The sequence below is a fragment of the uncultured Nisaea sp. genome (genome assembly GCF_963974195.1).
GTDB lineage: Bacteria > Pseudomonadota > Alphaproteobacteria > Thalassobaculales > Thalassobaculaceae > Nisaea.
Genome location: NZ_CAXBDC010000036.1, coordinates 1 through 24,629, shown reverse-complemented (window position 1 = coordinate 24,629; position 24,629 = coordinate 1). Strand labels below are relative to the sequence as shown.

28 protein-coding genes are annotated in these 24,629 nt (G+C 63.9%); 12 read left to right on the top strand and 16 right to left on the bottom strand.

Annotated elements, in window-relative coordinates; genetic code table 11:
- Position 1 precedes the first annotated feature (1 nt).
- From rapZ to AAC126_RS09955, 8 genes are all read left to right on the top strand, one after another.
- Entirely contained in the window at positions 2-901 is a 900-nt protein-coding gene (gene rapZ / locus AAC126_RS09990) for an RNase adapter RapZ (RefSeq protein ID WP_339852837.1), read from the top strand.
- Positions 902-967: 66 nt separating this feature from the next.
- A complete protein-coding gene (locus tag AAC126_RS09985) occupies positions 968-1,393 on the top strand; it encodes a PTS sugar transporter subunit IIA (RefSeq protein ID WP_339852836.1) in 426 nt (141 codons plus the stop codon).
- A gap of 16 nt (positions 1,394-1,409) precedes the next feature.
- Positions 1,410-1,703 (top strand): HPr family phosphocarrier protein, encoded by a 294-nt coding sequence (locus AAC126_RS09980; protein WP_339852868.1) that lies wholly within the window; start codon positions 1,410-1,412, stop codon positions 1,701-1,703.
- Between the two features lie 13 nt (positions 1,704-1,716).
- Positions 1,717-3,489: a phosphoenolpyruvate--protein phosphotransferase gene (gene ptsP, locus AAC126_RS09975; protein ID WP_339852833.1), complete on the top strand. Its 1,773-nt coding sequence runs from the start codon at positions 1,717-1,719 to the stop codon at positions 3,487-3,489.
- A 39-nt stretch (positions 3,490-3,528) separates the two neighbouring features.
- Positions 3,529-4,710, top strand: a complete 1,182-nt coding sequence (locus AAC126_RS09970; protein ID WP_339852832.1) for an aminotransferase — start codon at positions 3,529-3,531, stop codon at positions 4,708-4,710.
- On the top strand, positions 4,707-5,177 hold the full coding sequence (locus AAC126_RS09965; protein WP_339852830.1) for a GNAT family N-acetyltransferase: 471 nt from the start codon (positions 4,707-4,709) through the stop codon (positions 5,175-5,177). Before AAC126_RS09970 ends, AAC126_RS09965 begins: the two co-directional genes overlap by 4 nt.
- A 98-nt stretch (positions 5,178-5,275) precedes the next feature.
- Entirely contained in the window at positions 5,276-5,743 is a 468-nt protein-coding gene (locus AAC126_RS09960) for an antitoxin Xre/MbcA/ParS toxin-binding domain-containing protein (protein ID WP_339852828.1), read from the top strand.
- Positions 5,740-6,225 (top strand): RES domain-containing protein, encoded by a 486-nt coding sequence (locus AAC126_RS09955; RefSeq protein WP_339852825.1) that lies wholly within the window; start codon positions 5,740-5,742, stop codon positions 6,223-6,225. Before AAC126_RS09960 ends, AAC126_RS09955 begins: the two co-directional genes overlap by 4 nt.
- Positions 6,226-6,243: 18 nt before the next feature.
- On the opposite strand, the gene AAC126_RS09950 is transcribed toward AAC126_RS09955, so the two are convergent.
- Positions 6,244-7,425: a pyridoxal phosphate-dependent aminotransferase gene (locus tag AAC126_RS09950; protein WP_339852824.1), complete on the bottom strand. Its 1,182-nt coding sequence runs from the start codon at positions 7,423-7,425 to the stop codon at positions 6,244-6,246.
- Positions 7,426-7,598: 173 nt separating this feature from the next.
- Between AAC126_RS09950 and ahcY the strand changes: the two genes are divergently transcribed.
- The 3 genes from ahcY to AAC126_RS09935 all read left to right on the top strand — a co-directional run bounded on the left by ahcY (position 7,599) and on the right by AAC126_RS09935 (position 11,223).
- Positions 7,599-8,900 carry an adenosylhomocysteinase gene (gene ahcY / locus AAC126_RS09945; RefSeq protein WP_339852822.1) on the top strand — a complete coding sequence of 434 codons (1,302 nt, stop codon included), beginning with the start codon at positions 7,599-7,601 and terminating at the stop codon, positions 8,898-8,900.
- A gap of 88 nt (positions 8,901-8,988) precedes the next feature.
- Entirely contained in the window at positions 8,989-9,792 is an 804-nt protein-coding gene (locus tag AAC126_RS09940; RefSeq protein ID WP_339852819.1) for a DUF3108 domain-containing protein, read from the top strand.
- A 129-nt stretch (positions 9,793-9,921) separates the two neighbouring features.
- Entirely contained in the window at positions 9,922-11,223 is a 1,302-nt protein-coding gene (locus AAC126_RS09935) for a tetratricopeptide repeat protein (protein ID WP_339852818.1), read from the top strand.
- A 28-nt stretch (positions 11,224-11,251) separates the two neighbouring features.
- Here the strand turns inward: AAC126_RS09935 and AAC126_RS09930 are convergent, their stop codons facing one another.
- From AAC126_RS09930 to AAC126_RS09920, 3 genes are read right to left on the bottom strand one after another with little or no spacing between them, the layout of a single operon-like run.
- On the bottom strand, positions 11,252-11,482 hold the full coding sequence (locus AAC126_RS09930) for a hypothetical protein (RefSeq protein ID WP_339852815.1): 231 nt from the start codon (positions 11,480-11,482) through the stop codon (positions 11,252-11,254).
- 23 nt (positions 11,483-11,505) lie between these two features.
- Positions 11,506-11,682 (bottom strand): hypothetical protein, encoded by a 177-nt coding sequence (locus AAC126_RS09925; protein ID WP_339852813.1) that lies wholly within the window; start codon positions 11,680-11,682, stop codon positions 11,506-11,508.
- Positions 11,679-11,930, bottom strand: a complete 252-nt coding sequence (locus tag AAC126_RS09920) for a hypothetical protein (RefSeq protein ID WP_339852810.1) — start codon at positions 11,928-11,930, stop codon at positions 11,679-11,681. The genes AAC126_RS09925 and AAC126_RS09920 overlap by 4 nt, the downstream gene beginning before the upstream one ends.
- 125 nt (positions 11,931-12,055) lie before the next feature.
- Here AAC126_RS09920 and AAC126_RS09915 point away from each other — a divergent pair, with 125 nt between their 5' ends.
- A complete protein-coding gene (locus AAC126_RS09915; protein WP_339852809.1) occupies positions 12,056-13,768 on the top strand; it encodes a hypothetical protein in 1,713 nt (570 codons plus the stop codon).
- Positions 13,769-13,823: 55 nt separating this feature from the next.
- On the opposite strand, the gene AAC126_RS09910 is transcribed toward AAC126_RS09915, so the two are convergent.
- The 12 genes from AAC126_RS09910 to AAC126_RS09855 form a co-directional block, all read right to left on the bottom strand.
- Positions 13,824-14,858, bottom strand: a complete 1,035-nt coding sequence (locus AAC126_RS09910) for a hypothetical protein (protein WP_339852808.1) — start codon at positions 14,856-14,858, stop codon at positions 13,824-13,826.
- Complete coding sequence (locus AAC126_RS09905; protein ID WP_339852807.1) at positions 14,858-15,709, bottom strand: hypothetical protein; 852 nt, start codon at positions 15,707-15,709, stop codon at positions 14,858-14,860. The genes AAC126_RS09910 and AAC126_RS09905 overlap by 1 nt, the downstream gene beginning before the upstream one ends.
- A 6-nt stretch (positions 15,710-15,715) precedes the next feature.
- Positions 15,716-17,224, bottom strand: coding sequence for a hypothetical protein (locus tag AAC126_RS09900; RefSeq protein ID WP_339852806.1), 1,509 nt, complete (start codon positions 17,222-17,224; stop codon positions 15,716-15,718).
- A gap of 10 nt (positions 17,225-17,234) precedes the next feature.
- Entirely contained in the window at positions 17,235-20,213 is a 2,979-nt protein-coding gene (locus AAC126_RS09895; RefSeq protein WP_339852804.1) for a hypothetical protein, read from the bottom strand.
- Between the two features lie 6 nt (positions 20,214-20,219).
- Positions 20,220-20,441 carry a hypothetical protein gene (locus AAC126_RS09890; RefSeq protein ID WP_339852801.1) on the bottom strand — a complete coding sequence of 74 codons (222 nt, stop codon included), beginning with the start codon at positions 20,439-20,441 and terminating at the stop codon, positions 20,220-20,222.
- Positions 20,442-20,518: 77 nt separating this feature from the next.
- Positions 20,519-20,977: a hypothetical protein gene (locus tag AAC126_RS09885; RefSeq protein WP_339852797.1), complete on the bottom strand. Its 459-nt coding sequence runs from the start codon at positions 20,975-20,977 to the stop codon at positions 20,519-20,521.
- Between the two features lie 34 nt (positions 20,978-21,011).
- Positions 21,012-22,181 carry a phage tail tube protein gene (locus AAC126_RS09880; protein ID WP_339852795.1) on the bottom strand — a complete coding sequence of 390 codons (1,170 nt, stop codon included), beginning with the start codon at positions 22,179-22,181 and terminating at the stop codon, positions 21,012-21,014.
- Between the two features lie 42 nt (positions 22,182-22,223).
- Complete coding sequence (locus AAC126_RS09875) at positions 22,224-22,628, bottom strand: phage tail terminator-like protein (RefSeq protein WP_339852793.1); 405 nt, start codon at positions 22,626-22,628, stop codon at positions 22,224-22,226.
- Positions 22,629-22,639: 11 nt separating this feature from the next.
- Positions 22,640-23,002, bottom strand: coding sequence for a hypothetical protein (locus tag AAC126_RS09870; protein WP_339852791.1), 363 nt, complete (start codon positions 23,000-23,002; stop codon positions 22,640-22,642).
- Positions 22,999-23,469 carry a DnaT-like ssDNA-binding protein gene (locus tag AAC126_RS09865; protein WP_339852788.1) on the bottom strand — a complete coding sequence of 157 codons (471 nt, stop codon included), beginning with the start codon at positions 23,467-23,469 and terminating at the stop codon, positions 22,999-23,001. The genes AAC126_RS09870 and AAC126_RS09865 overlap by 4 nt, the downstream gene beginning before the upstream one ends.
- Entirely contained in the window at positions 23,466-23,798 is a 333-nt protein-coding gene (locus AAC126_RS09860) for a hypothetical protein (RefSeq protein WP_339852786.1), read from the bottom strand. The genes AAC126_RS09865 and AAC126_RS09860 overlap by 4 nt, the downstream gene beginning before the upstream one ends.
- A gap of 100 nt (positions 23,799-23,898) precedes the next feature.
- Positions 23,899-24,629, bottom strand: a 731-nt coding sequence (locus AAC126_RS09855) for a P22 phage major capsid protein family protein (RefSeq protein ID WP_339852783.1), incomplete at its 5' end; no start/stop codon positions are given.

Genomic DNA, 24,629 nt, shown 5'->3' with positions numbered 1-24,629 from the left:
CGTGCAGGCATCCGCTGATGCAACGGGACAGCCGATCAGGGTTGTCCTGGTAACCGGGCTTTCGGGCGCCGGCCGGACGACAAGCCTGAAGGCGCTGGAAGATGCCGAGTTCGAGGCGGTGGACAATTTACCGCTCTCGCTGCTGCCGGCGCTGCTGGCCCCGCGCGCCGAGCCGGAGGGCGATCACCGGATTGCCGTCGGTATCGATACCAGAACCCGGGATTTCACGCCGCAGCGGCTGACGGCCGAAATCGACGCCTTGCGGCAGCGCGGCGATATCACGCTGACCGTGGTCTTTCTCGATTGCGATACGGACGTTCTGATTCGCCGCTTTACCGAAACCCGCCGCCGCCACCCGCTGGCGATCGACCGGCCGGTGGCGGACGGTATCCGCACCGAGCTCGAGATGCTGGCGCCGCTGCGCGAGCAGGCGGATGTGACCATCGATACCTCCCGTCTCACCATTGCCGATTTCAAGCGGGTCTTTGCCGATCAGCTCGGAATCGCGGACGGGGGCGGCCTGACGATCACCGTCACCTCCTTCAGCTTCAAGCGCGGCGTGCCGCGCGAGGCGGACATGGTGTTCGACGTCCGTTTTCTCCGGAATCCGCATTATGACGAACGCCTGCGGCCGCTCGACGGCCGGAATGGCGAGGTTGCGGATTATGTCGCCGAAGACCCTGATTTTCCGGCCTTCTATGCCCGTCTTGAAGGCTTTCTGAAGCCGCTCATGCCGCGCTTTCAGGCCGAGGGGAAAAGCTATCTCACCATTGCTGTCGGATGCACCGGCGGACGGCACCGTTCCGTATTCGTGGCGGAAAAGCTGGCGAGAGAGTTGAAGGCGGACGGTCTAGCTGTCACTTTGTTGCACCGCGATGTCGACCGCAGCGGACAGGAATGATCCGCATGAAAATGAGTCGACGCGACGGAACAGTGCGTAGAACACTGTAGGCAAGGGGCTAACCAGATGGACGCGGAGGCGACCGAATTGCCGATTGGCATTGTATTGGTGACACACGGAAATCTGGCGGACGAGTTCCGCTCCGCCGTGGAGCATGTTGTCGGACCGCAGGAGCATATGGCGACTGTCTGTATCGGTCCGGAAGACGATATGGAACAGCGCCGGACCGAGATCCTGGAAAGTGTCGGGGCGGTGGATCAGGGCAAGGGCGTGATCGTGCTGACCGACATGTTCGGCGGTACGCCGTCGAATCTGGCCATCTCGATCATGGAAAAGGCGCATGTGGAAGTGATCGCGGGCGCAAATTTGCCGATGCTGATCAAGCTGGCAAGCGTCCGGAATACGATGTCTCTTGCCGCCGCGGCGAACGAGGCGCAGGAGGCTGGACGGAAATATATCCGTATCGCCTCGCAGGTCCTGGCCGGAGACTGACGTGGCGGAAAAGGGAATGGCTGCCTCCGGCTCCGGTCCTGGAGCCGTGGCGCGGGATCTGACCATCGTCAATCAGCGCGGTCTGCATGCACGGGCGGCGGCGAAATTCGTGAAGCTGGCGGAAACATTCACGGCGGAAGTCTCCGTGACCAAGGGCGATATGACTGTCTCCGGGCGCTCGATCATGGGATTGATGATGCTGGCGGCGGCGCCGGGCTGCACCATCCATGTCGCGGCCGAGGGAACTGACGCGCAGGATGCGCTGAACGCTATCACCAAGCTGGTGGACGACAAGTTCGACGAAGACTGAGGATCTGACCGCCATGATTAAACGGGTATCCGGAACGGGCGGGGAACGGATCATTGACGGGGTCGGCGTTTCCGCCGGGTTCGCCATTGGCGTTGCGCATGTCGTCGAGACAGGCCTCGGCCAACTGCCGGAATATAAGCTGAACGATGCGGATGTGGATGCGGAAGTCGAACGCTTCCGCGCGGCTCTGGCCAAGGCACAGAAGCAGGTCGGCAAGCTCCGGCAAAAGACGGCCAGCATGCCGGAATCCCTGGCTGAGGAGCTGGCTCCCCTGCTGGATGCACATGCCGCGATGCTGGGCTCCAGCCGGATGGGGGCGGGCACCGAGGCGCAGATCCGCAAGCGCAAGATCAACGCGGAAGCCGCCGTGCAGGCGGTCGTGCATGAGATCAACGAAGCCTTCGCGGCGATGAAGGACCCCTATCTCGCGGCCCGGATAACGGATGTGCGGGATGTGGCGGGCCGGGTGCTGCGCAATCTCGCGGACAAGCCCTATCAGGCGTTCTCCGTCCTGCCGAAAGACGCGGTGATCATCGCGGACGAGCTCAGCCCCGCCGATACGGCATTGCTTGATCCGAGCCGGGTGGCGGCTTTGGTGACGATCAGCGGCGGGCCGGAAGGGCATTCCGCGATCATGGCCCGGTCCATGGGGCTGCCGGCGGTTCTGGGCGTGCAGGGATTGCTTGGCAAGGTCCGTTCCGGGGAACGGGTGCTGGTCGATGGCGAGCATGGCCGGGTCGTGGTCGCGCCGAGCGACGAGACCCTGGCGGAATTCGCGCGCAAGGCGGAAGCACGGAAAAGGCTGGATCGCCAGCTCGCCCGGCTCCGGTCCCTGCCGGCGGAAAGCCAGGACGGTGAGCGTATTTCCCTGCTGGCAAACCTGGAGCTGCCGCGCGATGTGGAGGCGGCGGTGCGGGCCGGGGCCGAAGGGGTCGGTTTGCTGCGGACCGAGTTCCTGTTCATGAACCGGGACACGCTGCCAGGCGAGGACGAGCAATATGCCGTGCTGCGCGGCATCGTCGAGGGCATGGGGGGGCTTCCGGTCACGATCCGGACTCTCGATGTCGGTGGCGACAAGATTTCCGTGGCTCTTGGCGGCAAGATCGGGGTTTCCCCGAACCCGGCTCTTGGTTTGCGCGGGGTCAGGCTGTCGCTCGCCGAACCCAAACTGTTCGAAACCCAGCTCGCGGCGATTCTGCGCGCGGGGGCGCACGGTCCGGTCAGGCTGCTGTTGCCGCTGGTCTCCTCGACCGAGCAGATCCGCCAGTCCCGCCGTATTCTGAACAAGGTGGTCAAGCGCCTGACCCGCAAGGGAGTGCGGATCGCCGACCCGGTGCCGCCGCTTGGCGCGATGATCGAGGTGCCGGGCGCCGCGCTGATGGCGGACGGTCTGGCCCGCGAGGTCGATTACTTCGCCATCGGGACGAACGATCTGACCAGTTACACGCTGGCCATCGACCGCAGCGACGATGCCGTGGCCGGGCTCTACAACCCCTTGCATCCGGCGGTGCTGCGCCTGATCCAGTTCACCGTCGATGCCGGGCACCGGGCGGGTATTCCGGTCAGCATTTGCGGAGAGATCGCGGGCGATCCGCGCTATGCGCCGCTATTGACCGGGCTTGGCGTGCGGGAATTCTCCATGAGCTCGCACAGCATTCCGCGGGTGAAGCAGCGGGTGCGGGCGCTCGATACCGGTGCCGCCACGCGGCGGGCGCTGGCCATCATGGATCAGGGGGACGAGGGGCGGATCTCCGCGCTGCTGGACGATTTCAACGACAGTCTCTAGTCTGCGGAAATTCCCTTCCTGCTCCTTCGGGTGAGCCCCATGAGTTTTGTATTGAATGCCGATGTGCTCAGCGCAATCGAACCGCCGATTGCCGAGTCCCAGACATGGATCGCCGGCCGGACCTTCCCGCCGGAAAAGCCGTTGCTGGATCTGTCCCAGGCCGTGCCCAGCTATCCGCCTGCGAAGGAGCTGACGGATCACGTCGCCGAACGCGCGGCGCATTTCGAAACCGCGCAATATTCGGTGATCCGGGGCATTCCGGAGCTTCGGCAGGAGCTGGCGGACCATGTCGCGACCCGCTATGGCGGGGTGATCGGGCCGGAGAATGTGCTGATCTCGGCCGGCTGCAATCAGGCTTTCTGCATGGCGATCCTGGCCATCGCCCGGGCCGGCGACGCCGTGATGCTGCCGGTGCCCTATTACTTCAATCACCAGATGTGGCTGGAAATGCAGGGGATCGACCCGATCCATCTGCCCTTCCGGTTCGACCGGGCCGGTGTGCCGGATCCGGAAGAGGCCCGCAGGCTTTTGACCGACAAGACCAAGGCCATCGTGCTGGTCTCGCCGAACAACCCGACCGGCGCCGTTTATCCGCCGGAGGTGATCGCCGAATTCCGCGATCTTGCCGCCGAACGCGGCATTGCGCTGATCCTGGACGAAACCTACCGGGATTTTCTGGAAGACGAGAACGGCCCGCCGCACGACCTGTTCAGGGACGAGAAGTGGGGCGAGACGCTGATCCAGCTCTACAGCTTTTCGAAGACCTTCAGCCTGACAGGCTACCGAGCGGGCTCCGTCATGGCCGGGGCCGGGACCATCGACGCGGTGACCAAGATCATGGACACGATCCAGATCTGCACGCCGCGTATCTCTCAATATGCCGCGCTTTACGGCCTGCGCCATGTCTGGCCGTGGGTGGCGGAGAAGCGGACTATGCTGAAGGGGCGCAAGGAAGCGCTGGAGGCGGCTTTCCGGGGAAACGATCTCGGCTACGAGCTGGTCTCCGCCGGTGCCTATTTCTCCTATGTCCGGCATCCGTTCGAGGACATGAGCGCGAAGCAGGTGGCCCGCAAGCTGGCGGACGAGCAGAACATCCTCTGCCTGCCAGGCAGTTTCTTCGGCCCCGGTCAGGAACGCTTCTTGCGGCTGGCATTCGCCAATGCCACGGCCGAGGACATGCCGGAGCTGGCAAAGCGTCTGCGCGCCAGCCTCGCCGCATGACCGGAACCCGGCCATACGATCCGGCACGCGACGATCTCGCGGAGATTGTCGCGCTGATCCATCGGGCTTTCGAGCAGTACCGGGGAAAACTGGAGCCGGAAAGTGGTGCGCTGACGGAAAGCGTGGAGAGTTTGCGCAAGCGGCTGGAGAAGAACCGGCTGTTTCTGGCCGAGGATGACGGCAGGATCAGCGGCGCCGTCTTCGCTACGCAGAAGGGAGACGCGGTCTATCTCGACCGGCTGGCCGTCGATCCCGAAGTCCGCTGCCGGGGCATCGCCCGCCGCCTGATCGAAGCCGTCGAGGCTCATGCACGGGCCACCGGCGCCGCCCGGATCACCCTCGGCGTTCGTCTCGCCCTGCAGCACAATATCGACTATTTCCGGCGCTGGGGATTCGTCGAGACGGGCCGTCAGGCCCATGACGGTTTTGACGCGCCGACTTCCATGGACATGGAAAAACGGCTCTGACACTCCCATGAGGATAGGGGGTGAAATCTGTGACGATTGAAGATTCGTCAATTGGCGATTATATTGTCGTCAAATGACGGTTGGTTGGGAATACAGGCATGGTCGCGCTTGATGTCTATATGAACCCTGAAACTCTTCCGGGAACGGAAGCCGCACGGGTCGGGAAATTGCTGGGTTTGAAAGAGTCCGCTTCCCTGGACGACATCCTGCTGGCGGACCATGTGGCATCGGGACTTGCCGTGTCGGCGGCCGAGGCTCTCGGCGATCTTCTCGGGCGCGCCAGCATTGTCGGCCCGTTGATCCCCGAAGCGACGCTGCGCCGGGCGAAAAAGCAGCGTAAGGCGCTCTCGCGGGAGATGAGCGAGCGGCTCTATGAAGTCTCCCGTGTCATTGATGCCGCGAGCCGGCTCTATCGCGGCGACATGTCGGCGATTTCCCGCTTCCTCAATCGGCCCCACCCCCTGCTGCATGGCCGGGCGCCGCTCGATCTCGCGCGCTCCAGCTCGGCGGGGGCGGATGCCGTCATCAACCTGTTACGGCGTGCGGAGTCCGGTTTCGCGGTATGACCGCCCTGCGGACACTGCCTGCGCCGTTGACCGGCTACAGGATCGGCGATCCGGACGGCGAATTTCCGATCTGGGATGACGGCGGAGCCCGGCAGGCGTTCGGCCGCTGGCACGAGGCAGGCTCCGGAGTGATTTATGCTTCCGAGCATTACTCAACCGCGATGCTGGAGAAGCTGGTGCATTTCGGCGGAGAGCTGCCGGGAAACCAGCATTTCATCGAAATCACGATTCCGGCGGGGATTTCCTATGAGGTGGTGAACCCGGACATTCTCGCCGGATGGGCGGATATTTCCGGCATTGCCGCACGGGAATTCGGCCGGAAATGGTATGCGGAGAAGCGTTCGGCGCTTCTCGTGGTTCCATCCGTCGTCGCCCGGATGGAGCGCAACTTTATCTTCCATACCGGGCACGAGGATTTCGCCCGGATTGAGGCCAGTCTGGAAACGCCGGTCTGGTGGGACGACCGGTTATTTGCGCGCTGAGCTATACCGGCTCGTGCCTCACCCGTGCTTCTGGATAAAGGCCGAGAGCCGCCGCGCTGCGTCATCCAGCGTCTCGTCCGAGGCGCCGAAGCTGAGCCGCAGGTGCCCGGCCAGCATGTCGCCGAAGCCTTCGCCGGGAAGCAGGGCGAGTTTCTGTTCTTCCAGCAGTTTCCAGGCGAAATCGACGGTATCCATGCCGGTCTCGCGAATGTCGAGCATGAGAAACATGCCGGCATCCGGCTTCCGGACCTTCACCTTCGGCACGGCGGCCAGCGCCTCGCAGACCCGGTCGCGGCGCTGCCGGTAGAGGTCGCGAATGCGGTCCACCGTATCGACCGCTTCGTCCAGCGCCGTCATGGCTGCTTCCTGGATGAAGGGGGGTGAGCCGAACAGCATGGAGCCCATGACCTGCTCGACGGCGTTGATAGTATCCGGGTCGGCGACGATCCAGCCCAGCCGCCAGCCGGTCATCGCGTGCCCCTTGGAGAAGCTGTAGACGGACAGCGTGCGATCTTTCATGCCGTCGATCAGGCGCGGGCAGAAATGCGGCTGCTCGTAGGTCATCGAGCAATAGACCTCATCGGAAATCAGCCAGAGATCGTGTTCGATGCAGATCCGGGCAATCTCCTCCATGGTCTCGCGCGGCCAGACAGCGCCCGTCGGGTTGTTCGGCGAGTTGATTACCATCGCCTTGGTTTCCGGGCGCAGGGCGGCACGAATCTCGGCCGGGTCGGGAATAAAACTGTTCCCCGGATGCAGCGGCACCTGGCTCAGTGTCGCGCCACGGGCGATCAGCGCGCCGTGGTAGGTGACATACATCGGATCGAAGGTGATGACGTGATCGCCGGGATTGAGAGTCACCAGCCCGGAGGTGAAGACGCCGCACTGGGCGCCGGGGATGACCGCGACATTCGCCGCCGTGACCGCTTCGCCCATGCGCGTGCTGTGATAGGCGGCGATTTTTTCGCGCAATTGCAGGAAGCCAATGCTTGCCGTGTAATGGTGCTTGCCGTCCCGCAGCGCGGTGACTGCTGTCTCGACGATGCGGTCGTCCGTCGTGAAATCGTGATCGCCCACCGACAGCACGATGACGTCCGTATCGCCCGCCCGGTAACGCTTGCGGGCCTCTGTGTGAATGGCCCAGGCGTCGTCGGCGTCACTTCCGCCCATGGCGGCGATATAGGAGGAGTGGTGGGGCATCGGATCGGTCTTTCAGAAGGCAGCGGGCCGGCCAGATAAGGCGGGCTATGGGGTGCTGTCAATGCGGCCCCTTGCCCTTTGCCTGCTTGCCCCTATTTTCCGGGACTGTTATAGCCCAATCCGACCGCGTACCGGCAGTGACGCCGGATAGAAATAGTGCAAGGAGCTGCCGCATGGCCGATGCCGCTTTCACCGACTACAAAGTCGCCGATATTTCACTCGCCGAATGGGGCCGTCGCGAAATCGCGATCGCCGAAACCGAAATGCCGGGCCTGATGGCGCTGCGCGAGGAAAATGCCGGTAAGAAGCCGCTGGCCGGCGCGCGCATCACTGGTTGCCTGCATATGACCATCCAGACTGCTGTGCTGATCGAAACCCTTGTCGATCTCGGCGCCGATATCCGCTGGAGCTCCTGCAACATCTTCTCGACCCAGGACCAGGCCGCAGCCGCCATCGCGGCCGCTGGTATCCCGGTCTTTGCCTGGAAGGGCGAGACCGAGGAAGAGTATGACTGGTGCCTGCGCCAGACCATCAAGGGCCCGGACGGCTGGACCCCGAACATGTTGCTGGATGACGGCGGCGATCTGACGATCATGATGCACGAGGATTATCCGGAGCTGATGGACGATGTCCGTGGCGTTTCGGAAGAGACCACGACCGGTGTGCATCGCCTTTATGAAATGGCGAAAGCGGGAACGCTCAAGGTTCCGGCGATCAACGTCAATGACAGCGTCACCAAGTCCAAGTTCGACAACCTCTATGGCTGCCGCGAAAGCCTGACCGACGGTATCCGTCGCGCCACCGACGTCATGTTGTCCGGCAAGGTCGCGGTCGTCGCCGGTTACGGCGATGTCGGCAAGGGCTCGGCTGCCAGCCTGCTCAACGGCGGTGCCCGCGTGCTGGTCACCGAAATCGATCCGATCTGCGCCCTGCAGGCGGCGATGGAAGGCTATGAGGTCGTGACGATGGAAGAGGCCGCGCCGCGCGGTGATATCTTCGTCACCGCCACCGGCAACAAGGACATCCTCACGATGGACCATATGCGGGTCATGAAAGACCGCGCCATCGTCTGCAATATCGGCCATTTCGATAACGAAATTCAGGTCGAGCCGCTGCGTAACCTGACCTGGCACAATGTGAAGCCACAGGTCGACGAGGTCGAATTCCCGGACGGCAAGCGGATCATTCTGCTGGCCGAAGGCCGCCTGGTAAACCTCGGTTGCGCCACTGGCCATCCGAGCTTCGTGATGAGCGCGTCCTTCACCAACCAGACGCTCGCCCAGATGGAGCTCTGGAACAATGCCGGCCAGTATGAAAAGCAGGTCTATGTCCTGCCGAAGAAGCTGGACGAGAAGGTCGCCGCCCTGCACCTGAAGAAGGTCGGCGCGATGCTCTCCAAGCTTTCCAATGAGCAGGCTTCCTATATCGGTGTGACGCAGGAAGGCCCGTTCAAGCCCGAGACCTACCGCTACTAAAAAACACTCTGGGCGCGGCGGCGGTACTTGATCCGCCGCCGCGTTCCCTTACTTAAAGCCATACGCAAAACGCACATGAGGGCGGGGTATGCGGTGGTTTTTTTTGGGACTGATCGGTGGCGCCCTGCTGGCTGCAAAAGCCGAGGCCCGGGAGCTCGACCTCTCCTATACGATCTATTTCGGTGGATTCTCCGTCGCCGCGTTCGACTCGAAAATCGCCGTTGAAAGCTCGGCCTACCGGGTCACGACCAATGCCCGGTCCCTTGGCATTCTCGATTATTTCTTCCCGATCGAAGTGACCAGCGAGGGCTCCGGCCAGGTGACCGGCACGGGCATCAAACCCGAGACATATCGCAGCAACGGAACTTTCAACGGCAAGCCGCGCCGGATCGCGCTCACCAACCGTGCGGGAGATGCTCCGGCGGTGGTCATGCATCCGCCGCGGGACCCGGAGAAACGGGATGCCGTGCCGGAAGATTTGCAACGGGACACGATCGACCCTTACGCGGCGGTCGTCTCGCTCGCGCTTACCGCCAAGGACAATCCCTGCGAGGAAGAATTGCGGGTTTTCAACGGCAGAACACGTACGGATTTTCGTCTGTCCCACGCCGGCTCCGACATTCTGAAGAAGACGGAATACAGTGTTTTCGACGGCCCGGCGGAGCTGTGTGACGTGACATACGAGACCCTTGCCGGCGGCTACAAGAAGCCCTGGTTCGGAGAGGACAAGACAGATGCCGTGACCCGGCTCTGGGTGGCCCGGCTGACCGATGGCGGCGCCTGGGTTCCTGTCCGTCTGGAAGCGGAAGGGCCATTCGGCATGATCGTTGGCCATATCACCGGCGCGTCGGAACGTGTCGATCTGGCGGACAGAATCTTGCTGAAGCCGTAATCATATTCCTTAGCCGAGAATTATGGGGTCTCCGTCTTTTGCAAGACAGGCGGCCTGTTGCATATTGCGCGCGGGATCAGGAGACGGCCGGGCGTGACCGGCATCATTTGCAGCCAGTCTGGACAGTTAATGACGACACTTGCACGCAGGATCTTCGAGGGAGACCGGCAAGCAGTAGAGGAAGCCGAAGCGCGTATACGAGAGGCCGCCACTGCGGAAGGCACGCACGAGATCCGCAAGGCCCTGGTGCATCATTATACAAAGGGCGCGGGCGCCCGCAGGGGCAAGGATTCCGGCACCGCTCATCTGGAGCGGGATTATGAGGCTGCGCTCGTCCATATGCGGATCCTGTACTCGGAAGCTTCGCAAGACCCGGTCTATATCTTCAAACTTGCCTATCTGCTGATCGATACTGGCCGCCATGACGAAGCGATGGCTCTTCTCGAGCCCCTCCGTGCGGCAGATGCACCCGATGTCAACGTTCTGGCCGCTATGGCCAGGGTGCTCTATATGCAGGGGACATTCGGCGCCGCGATCGGGATGCTGGAAGAGACCCTTGCACTCGGACTCAAGACCTTCGGGCCCGCGCCGGGCAAGGAGCAGGGGCGGTTTCTTGGATCGGTGCTCGCACGGCTGTCTCGCGCCCACATCAACGAAGGTGATTATGCGCGCGCCGCGCAGGTGGTCGAGGCGTTTCCGCAGGCGGTCGAGGCCCCGTTTCTTGACCGTACGCTCAGACGGGCCCGCACGCTGTCAAGTGATGGACTGCCGTCACAACGGCCCGAGGCGCGGCCGGTCGATCTCGACCATCTGACCGTTGCCTGCGTCAAGCACGGGACTAAATACGGCCCGGATTACGTCAACCGGCTCTATGCCATGGTCCGCCGGCATCTGCCGGGAAACTGGCGTTTTGTCTGTTTTACGGAAGATCCGGAAGGGCTTCGGCCGGAGGTCGATGTCATCGATATCTCGGGCATCAGAATCCGGGGATGGTGGACGAAGCTGGTTCTGTTCGATCCACGATCACAGATCGTGGACCAGACAGTTTTCTACCTCGATCTCGATACGGTCGTGGTCGGTGACCTCAGTTTCATCGAAGGGTTAAAGGTGGGGTTCCATATTCTGGAGCACCCCGACGCGCCCAGTTTCAATTCCTCCGTCATGCTGTTCGACAGGGCCTTCGCCGCACCCGTCTATAAGCGCATCAAGAAGAGTGATCTGGACCGATTGCCCGGAGATCAGGACTGGATTGAGGAATGCATGCCGGGGATCGACACGTTTCCACATGGTCTTGCCCAGCTTTACCGGGAATTTCATCCGGATCTCGACTCGGCTTCTCTGGCGCAGACCGATGCGAGGATCGTGACCTTTCCGACAGTGCCCAAGCCGCACCAGATCGGGCGCGGCTGGGTGGAGGATCACTGGCGGTAAATCGTTTGCGAGGGTCCGCTTTCTGGGGTCAGCGAAGGGAATGCCGGATGCCGAGCCAGATGGTGGCGAGCCCGGCACTGATGATGCTGGTCAGCATTATCAGCCGGACACCGACGCCGATTTTCTCCGACAGGTTCCGCTGATGGCGCAGGTAGGCGAAATCGTGTTGCGCCTGGATCACCCGTTCCGGCGAGGTGACGTCGAGGCCGAGTTCGGTCAATGTCGCCCGCACCACGCGGCGGGCATCGTCCTGGTCCATGGAAGGCACTCCCTTCGCCGCGTTCAGCGGTCTCTCGTCAGCATGGCGATCAGGCTGGCGAGGGCAACGCCGACAGCCCCGATCGCCTCGCCGATCTCCGGCTCCAGGGAGACGCCGGTGGCCGTGAGAAATCCTGTCAGGCCGATCCAGGTGCTTCGTTCAGCCAAACGGTCCAGCAGCCAGGTTGCGTTGAATTTCATGGTCTTGTCTCCTGCAGAATGGTTTCGGTGGAATTGGTGCAGCTATCCAGCGCGGGATCGATATCCCCTTCATCCCGCAACCGCTGCCGGAGTGCGGGGGAGAGGGCGCAGTAGCCGTCGCGCACGGCCCGGATGGCGGCGAGCGCATTGGCCTTGCGGATTTCAATTTCCGCAGCGGCACCGGGATCGGCGCATCCCGGCAATGCTGTGAGCAGGCCGAGAGTGGCCAGAAATGGTCTGGGCAACATGTTTCAACTCCTTGAGGATGACGGGGGAAGTCACAGACGAGCGCTCAATCGCTTGATACGCCCGGGGTTGCACGGTTAGTTCTTTGAATGCGATCAGAGCTGGTTAAGGACGAGGGGGCCGCCTAATGAGAATTTCCTGCCGCGACGGTGCCATCGTGGATATTGGTAACGGTCAGAACGGACCGGTCTGGGGTTCTCCGGTAACCAAAATTGCCCGCGGTCCCGTGACGCTCCTGTTTCGGGGGGCACTCTGGATAGATGACGATCCGCTCGATGAAACTCACCCGAACCTTGATGCGTTGCTTGAGCGAGGTATGCAGGCGCTCCTTGATCGTGCGGAGGGCCGCTTCTGGGTGGTTTTATTCAACTCCGAGAGCAAGCTGCTCGATTTGGCGACGGATCCGTTCGCTGGATACCCGCTCTATCTCGTGCGAGAGGGAGGGCTTCTCCACATCACCGATGATCCTTTGGAAGCCGGAGCCTTTTCCAGCGGTGATATTGATGCCGATACCGCTGCGATGGTTCTGACTGCGGGCTACACACTCTGCGGGCGGACACTTTTAAAGGATGTTTCCACACTGGGGCCGGGACAGCATCTGACCCTTGCTCCCGGGCAAGCGGGCGCTGTCCGCAATTATATTCGGGCGGAACGCGAAGCGGCGCCTGGATACGAAAACGCCGAAGAACTCGTCCAGGATATCGATGAGAGCCTGAAACGGATCAGACATACGGGGCGCCGCTCTGTGGTGTTCCTGTCTGGTGGTGTCGATTCCCGTCTTCTTGCCAGTAGGCTTCTTGCGAGCGGATCTGATTTTGAGGCGATCTCCTGGACCGGACAAAGACGCGAGCCCGGGGTTATGGATGATCACGGCGCAGGCGCGGCTCTCGCCGCCGCAGCCGGTGCCAGGCATCATTCATGGCAATGGAGCCTGGAGAATTTTCCGGCCTCCGCTGATCCGGGGATTTATCGAAGCGCTGGCCTTTCGAATAATTTTCAGGTCTGGCCGCAAGGCGATGGGTTTCTTGAGCAGTTTTCCGATGCATTGATGTTGTGGGGTGACGAGACATTCGGCTGGGGGCAGACGACAACGGATCTGGGAGGTGTTTTTTCCCAACTCGGCTTCCTGACTTTCAAGGACGAGCGGATTGCGGCTTTCCCCGATCTGTTGTCGATGGTCCTTGATCGCCATCCGTTCCCTGATAGCCCCGATGAAGCGAGTGTCAGCAAATGGAAGCAGCGGCTCTACAGTGAAGAGCGCGTGAGCAGTTTCATCATGAAGAACCAGTTGGCCGTCGGCGGATTCACATCGAGCTGCAGCCCTTTTCTGTCTCGGCGGATTGTTGCCAGGTTCCAGAATACCGCGCCGGATCTCACCAATGAGAAAAGTCTGGCGCGACGTGCGCTCGAAATTTCTCAACCCTCGGCCTTTGCAAAGATCCCGTTCGCTGATCATCCGGCCTTTGATCCACCTGGGAGATCGATGATTCTGTGGCGGCGGCACCGTGATGTTATCACTGAAACTTTGGGGCAAAGAACGGCTCTTTCCAGTGTAGTGAATATCAAGGCTTACCTTCATGACCTTGATCATGACGAGATGGCCCATCGCCTCCGGGCCGCAAATCTTGAGCCTACGATTCAAGGCGTGGACCGTTTTCTGGCCCGCACTTTGCCGGAAGAGCTCTTCAGGAAGATATCTCCGGGGCTGCGCGCTTACCTGAGGCTTAATGTCAACCGGCCGGCAGGTGACGCTTTCCCCTGTCTTTATGCGATGCAACGGTTCCTTCTGAAAGTCGAAGAGCTAAAAGCGAAAAGAGCGCAGTCCGGGAAGCCGTTCTGACATCACGAGATGGTAAATTGCTTTCAGCGGCTTGCCATCTTCCTAGGCGTCCGCATCACGGGCTCTCTTCCGCCTCCCAGAGCCGGAGCTGGTTGCCCCAGACCTCGGCGGTGACCCGGGTTACAGTGCCCGCTGCCTGGGCTGCATAGTTCGGGACTGCATTTAGGCGCCTGACTTCGCTGGCGCTGCCGCCGAGAGTCCAGGAAGGCACAAACCCACCGGCGCCGCCCTGGGTGATCAGGAACCTTCGCGTGTATGTGAAGCCGAGGTCGAGCGCCTCGAAATTGAAGGCGACATTTCCGGTCAGGGTCACGGCAAAGGCGTTCCAGCGTGAGGCATTGATGGTCACGGTTCCGGCGCCGACCGCCCCAAGGTCCTCGATGCTCATCCGGGTGCCGCGCAGGTTCCCGTCAGCCAGGGCATAGCCCTGAAGGTTAAGACCCATTGTCTTGATCTCGCCGGTTGCCCGGTTGATTTCCAGCGGCCGGCCGGTCCAGGCGCCGGAATTGTCGAACGTGTGCAGGAAAATCAGGCTGCCGCCAGCGGTGTCCGTCAGCGGAGCGTCGTCGAGGCCGAAATCCAGATGCGGCAGGTCATCCCGCATCATCCGGAGATTGAGGTATTGGCCGGGCGGTGCGTTCAGGGCCGGGGAATGGCCGTCGATCTTCAGGGCTCCGGTTATTGTTCCGCCCGCACGTTCCAGGAACGCGGTGAAAAGCGGATAGGTCAGCACCCAGTCGCTCCGCTCGGTGGCGCCTTCGGCAAAGCTGACCTCCATGGTCAGGGCCGTGCCGTTGAGCGTCGAGATCGTGCCAGCCATGAAATGCGTCGCGTCGCCCGCACTGGTCACGCGCAAGACCTGCCCGGCTTTCCAGCCCGGCGGCGGGACGGAAAGCAGGGTGAAGGCGACGGGGCCGGTCGCGGGTGTAAGCGCAGAGGCGGAAAGTCTGGCCACGCCCTTCAGCGCGGCGGTCTCCTCCGCAACCGCGCGGACGATGGCGGGGAAGCCGGACTCCTCCTCGGCATAGGCGTTGCCGTCCAGATTGGCGTCGGTGAAAGTGCGGTCGCCGATGGTCACGGACCAGGTCATCAGTACAGCTCCTCTATGACGAATTCCTTGGAATAACGGTCGTTGAAATCGTTCACGATGGGGGTGGTCTCGGCGATCCGGCCATAGACCGTGCGCCGGTGCAGATGGGCGGTGTCGTCCGGATCGACCATCGCCAGGATGTCGCCGCCGGTGCCCTTCAGCCGTTCCAGCTCGTAGGCATTGGCCAGCATCTCGTCGATATCCAGATGCTCGATCCGGAAGCGCAGGCGGCGGTATTTGGGTTTGCCGTCGAAATAGGCCTGACCGCCGCGCGACTTCACGATCCGGCTTTCATCGACCTGCTCGATGCTCCAGCCATATTGCAGGTTCACGCTCGGGGTCCATGCAGGGGCCAGCAGAGCGCGCCCGGCCTGCAGATAGCCAGCGGGATTGTCCGGGTCCTCGAGATCAACGCGCACATAGCGCACGCGCCGTGCCGCCGGCAGAATGGCGTAGGAGCCGATACCGTAGGTCTCCGCCGTCTCGGTATCGAGATGCCCGCCCCACTGGAACTCGCCCCAGTGCCCGGTGCCGAACGGCACCACGCGGGGCCAGATCGGCACGGTGCCGGTATCGAGTTCAGGCTGCTCCAGATCGGCGTTGAACAGACGCACCCGCCAGGTGCCGCGCTGGCTCAGGTTATGGTTCAGGATACCGGCGAAGCTGACGGGACGCTGGGCGCCGAAATCCACTTTGAACCAGGAAGACGCCGGATCGGTATCGGTGGACCGGGCGACCCGGCTCGGATGCGGGTGGGCGAGATTGTCCAGCGGCAGGCCGCTGCTCCAGTCCCCGCCATCGAGGGCGGCCGCGTCCAGATAATTCCGGTAGACGATCAGCATGTTGCTCATCGGTTTCTATCCCCAGAGGGTGAGTTCGGCTTCGTCGAAGGCGCTGTCTTCGGACAGTCCGGCCAGCACCAGATTGCGTCCCCCCGCCAGCCCGTGACGCGGGTAGCTGATCCGGATGGTGCTGCCGATGGAGAGGCTGTAGGGGCGGGTCTTTACCCGGACCCGGAAAAGATCCCGTGCTATCCCGAAGAGAGCGAGGCGCCGGGCCGCTTCCGCCCCGGCATCCGACGCGGTTGCCAGCAATCCGTCTTTCTGGGTGTCACCGGCGAGTTTGTGCCGGATCTGGATTGCCGGATCCGATGCGTCGGCATAGCGATGGGACGCGGCCAGATCGCTCCGCGCTTCCGCGCCGAGTGCAGCCGCGCTTTCCCCGTCCGAAAGCGGGCGCCAATAGCGGGCATAACCAAGTTTCTGCCGCCAGATAGGCAAGGCGAATGGCTCGCGCTCGAGGCTGACGATGGCACTGTCATCGAAACTTTCCGTCGCCGTTACCGAGGGCTCCGTCAGTCTTCCGACGGTGAACTGGCCCTGCCGGTTGAACCCGAAATGCGCGCCGATACTGTCCGCCAGACTGTCGAGGGCGGAGAGCATTCCGGTCTCCTGATTGGCAAAGAAACCGGCCGCCATCGGGGCCGCGAGGGTGAGAGCCGCGAAAGCCCCCCAGTCGATGAGCGACAGCCCGGTGGCGCGCATGGCAATGCGCAGCATCAGGCTAGCCGCGTCTTCCGCATAGGCGCCGCCCGTCGCATCGCCGCGAACATGGGCGGTGACCGGGCCATCCGGCGCGCTGCCGAGGCGGAAGGTGCCTGCCGCCAGATCCACGGCATAATGTGACGGCGCTGGCGGTTCGGTCCCCGCGCTGAGGGCCAGGCCGCTGTCGAAGACGGCATCGATCCCGGAGATCTGGCCGTCATGCACCTGATAGGTCAGGGTCGCGGCGTCAATCAGCACCGCCGGGACATGGAAGCAGCGGCCATAGCATAACGGCTTCGGGCGGCCTTTCAGCCCGGCATCGCCTTCGCTGCCGCCCGTGCCCAGATAGAGGCTCTGCTGCAACGGCCGTTCGAACAGCACCTGCAAATCGCGGAGATGCAGGCGTATCCGGTCGTCGTCGAACTCGATACGCTCCGCCGTGCCGTCGAATACAGTCCTGTGGTCGGCGAGACGGAACCGGTCGCCGCCGAGCAGTAACCGGACCCGGCGGCCGTCGAACGCGAAGCTGCGCCAATCATCGAGGGCGCCGTCCGCATTGTTGATGTCGAGGGTGCCGAAGCCGGGCACCGAACGGCCTTCCAATTGGCCGCTGCGATGGAGATGGCGCTCGAAACTGATGGCGGAGAGCAGCCTTGCATCGAAATACTGGTTGCCCGGCACCTCGTCCGGCTCGGTCGTGAAGCCATGGTCGCTCAGATAAAGTGGAACCGTTGTTTCCAGACCGGAATCATACGGCTCCAGGATCGCCAGATAGCGCCGGATCGAAAAAGGATCGGCGATCAGCTCGTCATAAAGAGACATCTTTGTTCCTTCAGGCGGTTTGGCGCGAGAAGGCCCGGCCGAGCACGCGGCTGAGCCGTTCATTGTCGTCCCTGAGCGCGGCGACCTCCCGGTTGAGGCTCCTCAGTTCCTGCACCAGCGCGCGGCTGTCCGCCCGTTGCAGGCGCAAGGCGTCCCGTGTCTCGCTGGTGCCGCCGCTATCGTCGTTGGCGGGCAGGCTGAGGGTGACGGGAATGGACCGTCCATCCGGCAGGGGGACATAGGCTTCCGGCTGGCTGCCTTCACCGAACAGGGCGACGGAGACATCGCTGGTAATGCCGCCGTCATAAGGCGCGGGCCGGGCCGGGCCGCTTGCGGTCATGATCCCGCCATTGGCAAAGCCCATGGCGGTGACCACCGCATCCACGGCCTGATTGTCTGCTCTGAGCCGGGAGAGCTGGCCTTCGCCGAACCCGCTGGGCAGGGGCAGACCAGCGGCATCGAGAGCCGTCAGGATGGCGATGTTGCGCTCCGGGTTGTAGCCGAGATCGTACCCGGCCCCGACCGGCCCGCCGCTTTCCGAACGATACTGCCCGCCGCCAGCCGCGCGGAATTCCATGGCGCCGCCCGTGGCGCTGGGCGGGCCGAGCCGGTCGCGGATTTCGATCAGAACATCAAGCTGGCGTTCGGCCGCCGTGACCTGGGCTTCCGTGTCATGCAGGGCCGAGGCGAGCACCGCGTCGACCTGATGGAAGATATCGGTATAGGCCTCGCTGGAGGCGTAGACCTCCCGCGCCAGTGTCAGGTAGGTGCGGGCGCTGGCCGCCAGGTCTTCCCGTGCTTCCAGATCTCCATCGGCGGAGGCGGCGGCAAGCTCCTCGAACCCGGCTTTCGCCTGTGCCAGCCGGTCCAGCGGTGCGTGCGGCGAGAGGGTGCTGTCGAGGGCGAAATCCTGCCGGGCGATTGCAAGGCTCTCCGCCAGGCGGACAAATTCCCCGACCGAATTTTCCTGCGCCGTGATTTGCCGGTCGAGTCCGGCGGTGGCCGCCTCGATGCTGTCGGCGAAGGTCTGCAGCAGATTGCCGCTCTCGCCGACCGTAAATCCGAGCCGGTCGAGTTCCGCGGTGAAGTTCGCCTCGATCTTGCCGAGGATCTCCCGGTCCTGCCCGTAGCCGAGCTGTTCGGCCTGTTGCAGCAGGCTGTCCCTGTCATCCATCGCCTGTTGCGCGGCCGCCCGTTCGGGAGAAAGCCCGGCATCCAGCTCCTTCAGGAAAAGGGTCCGGACTTCCGCGCTCAGTGTCTCGTTGGCGGCATTGATCTCGGCGGCGACATCGATGGTCTCCAGCCCGAGTGCTGCCAGTTCCTGATTCAGTTCTTCCAGTGCCGGGACAAGGGCGGTGATCTGGGCGGCCTGCTGTTCGTACAGCAAGGCGTATCCTTCGAGCGGGGCTTCAAGGCCATTCAGGGAGAGCGTGTCGAGCAGATCGCGGGTCATGCCCCGAACCGCGTCGCCCGCCTGATCGAGGCGGAAACCGGACGCGGCGTCCTGCTCCTCGCCGCCGCCAAACAGCAGAGCGGCATCTTCCATGAACAACCGGATCGGCTCGAAGGCATCGCCTGCGGCGGCCTGTGCCGCTTCCTCGAGAGCCGCGCGCTGGGCCCTGAGGGAGCGGGTATAGGCATCGACGCTTTCGGTGCCGTCCCTGAAGAGTGCGACGGTCTCCTCGAAGCTGGCGAGGAAAGCGATCCGGCGCAGGGATGTCTCCAGGCTTTCGAACGGTGCGGCGAGCAGCTTTTCGATGCCTGCCTCGAATGTTTTCTGGCCCCGAGAATCCGCCCCGGCATCGTCCGAGAGGCCGGTCAGGGTGCCGTCCCGTGCCGCTTTGGCGAAGGCAAGCTCGATGGCGCGTCCGATCAGCTCCTCTTCATCCTCGATCCCGGTGAAGTCGGCACCGCTGTTGAAATCGCCGCCTGCCTCCAGACCGGCGACGAAATAGCCGGACGGCAGGATGGACTTGCGGCCGCTGGAATAGCCGATCTGCAGAAAGTCGCTGACATCGCCGGAGAAGGATGCGCCAAGCCGGTTGGTCATCGCATCGAGGGCCGTCAGCACCCGGTCCTGCAATTGCAGGATATTGTCCAGCGGTCCGCCATCCAGCTCCATGGAACTTCCGGCGGTGGGCGTGCCGTTCTGAATGCCGATCTCCGCTCTGGCGAAAGGATAATCCTCGTCCTTGAACAGCTCGTTCAGGCCATAAACGGCGGCGGTGGCGATGGCGCCGATCACCCCGGTACTGCCGAGCGAGCCGGTAATGCCCGAAAGCATGGAGCCGCCTGCAGCGCCTCCTCCGCCGAGACCGGGCAGAAAGCTGGACAGCAGCGAGCCGCCGGCCTCGAACAGACTGGAAAGCCCGCCGCCGCCAGTACCGCCAAGGCCGCCGAGCGAGCCGAGAAGGCCGGATGCGGCATCGGCGAATTGCCCGGCGACAGGGCCGAACAGGCCATCCCAGTCGATTGCCGAGATGGTCTGGTCGAGCCCCGCCGCCATGCCCCGCCACAGGGTGGAGAAGGTCTCCGCGCCACTCTCCGAAATACCGGAAAAGGCCCGGTCGAAATCGCCGACGATATCGTCGGAGAGTGAGCCCCATGCCGCATCGCTGCGCCGGGCGGCATCTTCCTGGGCGGAGGCGATATTCTCCGATGCGGTCAGTTGCTCGACCATGGACTCCGTGATCAGGTCTTCCAGATGCAGCCGGTCTTCGCCGAGGGAGAGAAGATCGGCGTCGATGGAGGTGAAGGCGGCCTCCTGAATGCCCGGATTTTGTATCCCGGGAGCGGGCGGCGTCAGGCTCCGGCGTTCGAACGTGTCGAGCGCGGCCCCGATCCGGTCGAGTGCGCCGGTGATGCTGTCGGCCAGCCGGTCGAAGGCGGATTCCGCGCGGCTGAGGACCGGCGGCATGGTCTCGATGGCCTCCAGCAAGGTGTAGATACCGGCGGCGGCTCCATCCTCGGGCAGGCGGCGGATCGGCATGGCGGATCAGTCCTTCTTCTTGGTGTGCGGGGGAGCCTGCTCCGCGCGGGTGCGGAGATAGGCCTCGTCCATGGTGCGGAGCAGGGGCACGAACTCGTCCGGGTCCGTGATGCCGAAAAGCCCGCAATAGGCGGCGATCTCGGCCAGCGGGATGGCCCCTTCGGCCGTGCCGAACGGGGTGGCGACCAGCGGCCGCCCGCGCGTCAGCAGGGCAAAGGCGCGGGCCACCCGCTCAAGATCCGGAAACAGCTCCGGTTTCTCGCTGAGGGCCGAGGGTGATGTGCCGCTTTGCTCGGCGAGAAGGGTCAGGAAGTCCTGCCGTCCTCCCCAGGCGACCTGCCAGCGGACGAAGGCGGCAAGTTTTTTTCCGCTTCCTCCTGATCCTGCTGCCGGTAGAGCTCGATATCGGTCGCCATCTCGACGATGAGATCGCGGAAATCGCGCAATGCCGGGTCGAGCAAGAGTTCGCGCGCCCGGTCCGGCGAATAGGCCAGCGCCGTGCCGTCCAGTGCGAGATCCTGCCAGTCGAGCAACACGGTTTCCGCCAGCACCTCGGCGGTGACCCGCTCCGCTGTCGCCTCTTCCAGTGTTCCGGCGCGCAGGGCCCGGCGGAACGGTTTCATCCGGCGCTGCATCGCCTCGCGATACCGCCGGTTGCCGATCCGGGCGAGCTTGACCCGCGCGCCTGTATCGTCGCCGTCCAGTGCAACCCAGACGCCTTCATCCTCGGCGGTGCGGTCGGCCTTGAATTTCGAGAGATCCATTGTCTGTCCTTTTGGAATGAGGGTGTGTCCGCGATCAGGCGGCGATGCGGTCGATCTGGACGGTCGCGCCGGTGGCCGGATCGCGCACTGCCTGGAACTGGAAGTCGGCCATCACGTCCTGGTCCGGCCCCCCGGCGGCGATGCTGCCCCGGGTCAGGCGGACGCGCGGCAGGGTGAAGACATAGGCGTTGCCGTCCGCGTCGGTGACCCGGAAGGATAGGCTGGTCGGGGTGCCGTTCAGGTATTTCTCGTAGAGCGCACCATCGGCGAAATAGAAGCTGGCCCGGCCCGTCACCTGGCACCGGCCGGTGCCGATATCGACATTCCCGAGGCTGCCGACCGCACCGATCCCGCGCAGCCCGTTGGCGAGCGAAATCGACAGCGATTGCAGGAAGATGCCGTCGAGCGGGGCGCCGCCTTCCATCACCTGGCCGATATTGTTGACCGCGTTCAGCACCGGGTTGCTCAGGGCCGGGATGGCCGAACCGGTGCCGACGGTGGCGCTGCCGATCGAGGCGGAAGCGCCCATGAAGCCGAAGCTGCCGGTCAGCACCCGGCCGGTCTGGATCTGCAGATCCATGGTGTCGGCGACCATGCCGGTGAAGGCGATGTACTGGCCGATATCGGTGAAGGCCTTTTCCAGTGTCAGCGCGGTTTCCGAGACCCCGTTCCGGATCATCGAGCCGTCGATGCTGACGGTCAGCCCGGCCGCCGCCTCGTCACTTGCCGGAGCGGATGCCACGGTGAGGCTGTTCGCGGTGACGGCGCTGACCTGGTAGAGGCCGTTATTCTCACCGCTGTTTGCCGCGAAACCGCCGATCCGGACCCATTGGCCGGCCTTGATCCCGGCCGCCACGAAGTCCGTTGTGCTGCTGGTGAAGGCACTGCCGCTCGCGTCCGCCGCGATATCGTCCGCGACGGAGATGGCGAGCGGGGCGGACCAGACGGAGAACAGGGCGCTTTCGATCAGCGTGTCGTAGGCGCCGTAGGACAGCTCCAGATTGACCGTGCCCGAGGCCGACGCGCCGGTCTGGATCAGGTCGGGGACCTGACGGTCGGCCCGGACTTCGGACGAGCTGGTGGTGGCGATCGTGTAGCCGAGACTCTCGCCGGTGAAGCGGAGTTTGGTCAGGGCGGATGCCGGGGTCGATCCCCAGAGCGATTCCTTTGCATAGGCGAGTTCCGTGCGGCTTGAATCCGCCATGGGTGGTCTCCTTGGACGTGAGGTTAGGGATAGAGGCGAAAATCAGTGGATTTCGTCGCGCCAGAACGGGATGGCGACGGTTGCCCGGTAGGCACCGTCGATATCCTCGTCCCCGGTTATTTCCGGCGGCAGCAGCACGTGACCGGCGATCAGCGCGCCGTCGAACAGGGCGGCGGCGGCATCGGCGAGGGCCGTTGCCTGCTGGGCCCCGCCGCCGAGCGGGGTGAAGCAGTAGATCAGGATGCGGCCCCGGTAGCGGTGCAGTGCCGGGCTGCCGAGCGCGGCCTGCTCCGACTGTTCGTGCAGGATCATCAGCTTCACCCAGCGCCCGTCCCCGGGCGGGGTGGCGGGCGGGGTGAAGGCAACGTTTTCGAAGGCGATCGGGGTCAGCAGCCAGTTGGCGCCGAAATAGCTCTCGACCGCGCGCCGGGCACTGGTGAAGGACATCTCTATTCTCCTCAGCGCCTGACGAGCAGGCGGAACAGCAGGGGCTCGGTGCCGGTGGCGATGGTGGTGACATTGACGACGTCATGCGCCGTACCGTCGATCCGGAGCAGGTCGCCCGGCGCGGGGCGGATACCGGAAAGGTCCTCTCCGGCGACGGTGACCAGCAGGTCGCCGTTCTGCACCAGCCCGCCGACGAAGGCCGCCGAGACGCTTTCGACGATGCCCAGCAGCGGATGGTCGGACGGCGTTCCGGTGACGTTTCCTGTCGCCGGATCATAGCTGGCCGCTTCCGTTTTGCTGAGAACCATCGGGGCGCCGTAGCGGGTGATCAGCCGGGCGGCGACACCTGAAAGCGAAGATCCGAGCGGGGTCATGCGCGTATCACCTCATGGCTGGCGGCCGAGCGCAGCAGCGGCTTCAGCAGCAGATCGATCAATGGATAGGAACGGCCGGACACGGCGCCGGGCATGTAATCGACCTCGACCGGGCCGACCTTCTCCCGCAGCACCTTGCCGCCCCGTTCCAGTGGCGGTGTCAGATCACCGGCCAGCGCGATCAGCGCCAGCTCGGCGGTGGCGTGCTCGACCCGGCGCGGAATGCCGGAAAGGGACCGGCCCTCGCTGTCCACCGCATCCCGCCGTGGCCAGGACAGCGGTTGGCCCGGATCGGCGATGCGGCCCCGGAAGGCGTAGCTGCCGTCGATATAGGCGGTGGCCTGAAGCAGGGCGGCTTCCCGTGCGACCATTGGCGCCGCCGCCCATCCCGCCGCATTGCGGGCGGCGAAATAGGCATCCGCGTCCGCGACCGCGAGATAGGTGTCTTCGCCGACCGAGAGGCTCATTTCCGCCTCCCCCGCCGCCGCCGCTTGCCGGGCCGCGGTGCTCCGTGTGGGACGACGGGCGCGGGCGGAAGCGCGGGAACGCTTGGCGGCGCCATCATGGTGGCAACGGGTGCCGCAGCGGGCGCCGGGACATGGGCCGGAGTGGATCGGCAGGGCACAGATTGGCAAGGCGGGGGCTGCACTTCCGGATCGTCGTCCGACAGCAGCCAGTCACTGAACCGGCCGTCTTTTTCGTGGATGTAATCCGCCCGGTTCGCGAGCAGGCGCTGCTCGCCATAACGGTGCTGCAGCGTGACGGTCGGCAACAGGTCGGCTTCAGGCTCGGACATGGAACGGCCCCTTCGGTCTGACGAATGCTGAATAAAAAGCGGCCCGGGCTCCGATAGACGGAGACCCGGGCCAGGCAGGGGAGGCAGATGAACGGAGGCGTTAGCCGGCGATGCGGACGGCGAGTTCCGGGCGGACCAGTTTCACGCCCCAGAGCACGTCGAACTCCCAGACCGTCTGCTTGTATTGCCGGGAGATCTCCAGCCGCAGCGAGATGCCCGTCTCGGCATCGGTCATGGACAGGATCTGGTTGCCGAGCGAAAGGTCCTGGGTGCCGGCACTGAGCGGCCGCATGGCGAGCGCGAAGGCGTCCCGGTGAAAGGCCAGATTGACCACATGGCTCGGCGTGACGGTCACCGCCGCATCGGCCGCGACATCCGCTTTCAGGGCCGGGTTGATGGCAACGGAGACGCCGCTGCCATCGAGCACCGCATCCGCCGTCACCGCGTAGCTCTGGGCGTGTCCGGCGAAGCTGACGATATCGCCCGCCTTCAGGGTCGGGCTGCCGGTGTCGGATTTCAGGGCGACACTTGTTGCCCCGGTGCCCGCCAGATTGGCGGTGATGGTGAAGCTGCCGCTGTCACTGGCGGTGCCCGCGGTATGGGTCAGCACGCCGTCATCGGCATACCACTCAATCCCGAACTTGCGGCCGATCTCGCCGTCGATCTTGACCGAGGCGGAGCCGACTTTCTCCGCGTCGGAGAAGGGTGCCAAGGCCAGCGCATTGGCCTCGGCGTCGAAATCCAGCACGGCCCGCCGGTCGCCGCGCGGGGCGAGTTGCTTGTTCAGCAGCTTCCGGGCGGAGGTTGCGTCGGACACGTCGGAGCCGAAAG

What these genes read in the sequence shown, in the direction of transcription:
- AAC126_RS09895 (WP_339852804.1), bottom strand. Translation starts at nt 20,213, where the DNA reads ATGCCGATCCGCCGCCTGCCCGAGGATGGAGCCGCCGCCGGTATCTAC.
- AAC126_RS09930 (WP_339852815.1), bottom strand. Translation starts at nt 11,482, where the DNA reads ATGGACCAGGACGATGCCCGCCGCGTGGTGCGGGCGACATTGACCGAA.
- AAC126_RS09920 (WP_339852810.1), bottom strand. Translation starts at nt 11,930, where the DNA reads ATGTTGCCCAGACCATTTCTGGCCACTCTCGGCCTGCTCACAGCATTG.
- AAC126_RS09955 (WP_339852825.1), top strand. Translation starts at nt 5,740, where the DNA reads ATGACCGCCCTGCGGACACTGCCTGCGCCGTTGACCGGCTACAGGATC.
- AAC126_RS09900 (WP_339852806.1), bottom strand. Translation starts at nt 17,224, where the DNA reads ATGTCTCTTTATGACGAGCTGATCGCCGATCCTTTTTCGATCCGGCGC.
- AAC126_RS09950 (WP_339852824.1), bottom strand. Translation starts at nt 7,425, where the DNA reads ATGCCCCACCACTCCTCCTATATCGCCGCCATGGGCGGAAGTGACGCC.
- AAC126_RS09960 (WP_339852828.1), top strand. Translation starts at nt 5,276, where the DNA reads ATGGTCGCGCTTGATGTCTATATGAACCCTGAAACTCTTCCGGGAACG.
- AAC126_RS09935 (WP_339852818.1), top strand. Translation starts at nt 9,922, where the DNA reads ATGACGACACTTGCACGCAGGATCTTCGAGGGAGACCGGCAAGCAGTA.
- AAC126_RS09905 (WP_339852807.1), bottom strand. Translation starts at nt 15,709, where the DNA reads ATGAGCAACATGCTGATCGTCTACCGGAATTATCTGGACGCGGCCGCC.
- ahcY (WP_339852822.1), top strand. Translation starts at nt 7,599, where the DNA reads ATGGCCGATGCCGCTTTCACCGACTACAAAGTCGCCGATATTTCACTC.
- AAC126_RS09885 (WP_339852797.1), bottom strand. Translation starts at nt 20,977, where the DNA reads ATGGATCTCTCGAAATTCAAGGCCGACCGCACCGCCGAGGATGAAGGC.
- AAC126_RS09910 (WP_339852808.1), bottom strand. Translation starts at nt 14,858, where the DNA reads ATGACCTGGTCCGTGACCATCGGCGACCGCACTTTCACCGACGCCAAT.
- AAC126_RS09870 (WP_339852791.1), bottom strand. Translation starts at nt 23,002, where the DNA reads ATGACCCCGCTCGGATCTTCGCTTTCAGGTGTCGCCGCCCGGCTGATC.
- AAC126_RS09860 (WP_339852786.1), bottom strand. Translation starts at nt 23,798, where the DNA reads ATGTCCGAGCCTGAAGCCGACCTGTTGCCGACCGTCACGCTGCAGCAC.
- AAC126_RS09970 (WP_339852832.1), top strand. Translation starts at nt 3,529, where the DNA reads ATGAGTTTTGTATTGAATGCCGATGTGCTCAGCGCAATCGAACCGCCG.
- AAC126_RS09915 (WP_339852809.1), top strand. Translation starts at nt 12,056, where the DNA reads ATGAGAATTTCCTGCCGCGACGGTGCCATCGTGGATATTGGTAACGGT.
- AAC126_RS09880 (WP_339852795.1), bottom strand. Translation starts at nt 22,181, where the DNA reads ATGGCGGATTCAAGCCGCACGGAACTCGCCTATGCAAAGGAATCGCTC.
- AAC126_RS09985 (WP_339852836.1), top strand. Translation starts at nt 968, where the DNA reads ATGGACGCGGAGGCGACCGAATTGCCGATTGGCATTGTATTGGTGACA.
- AAC126_RS09965 (WP_339852830.1), top strand. Translation starts at nt 4,707, where the DNA reads ATGACCGGAACCCGGCCATACGATCCGGCACGCGACGATCTCGCGGAG.
- AAC126_RS09980 (WP_339852868.1), top strand. Translation starts at nt 1,410, where the DNA reads ATGGCTGCCTCCGGCTCCGGTCCTGGAGCCGTGGCGCGGGATCTGACC.
- AAC126_RS09925 (WP_339852813.1), bottom strand. Translation starts at nt 11,682, where the DNA reads ATGAAATTCAACGCAACCTGGCTGCTGGACCGTTTGGCTGAACGAAGC.
- ptsP (WP_339852833.1), top strand. Translation starts at nt 1,717, where the DNA reads ATGATTAAACGGGTATCCGGAACGGGCGGGGAACGGATCATTGACGGG.
- AAC126_RS09875 (WP_339852793.1), bottom strand. Translation starts at nt 22,628, where the DNA reads ATGTCCTTCACCAGTGCCCGGCGCGCGGTCGAGAGCTATTTCGGCGCC.
- AAC126_RS09865 (WP_339852788.1), bottom strand. Translation starts at nt 23,469, where the DNA reads ATGAGCCTCTCGGTCGGCGAAGACACCTATCTCGCGGTCGCGGACGCG.
- AAC126_RS09940 (WP_339852819.1), top strand. Translation starts at nt 8,989, where the DNA reads ATGCGGTGGTTTTTTTTGGGACTGATCGGTGGCGCCCTGCTGGCTGCA.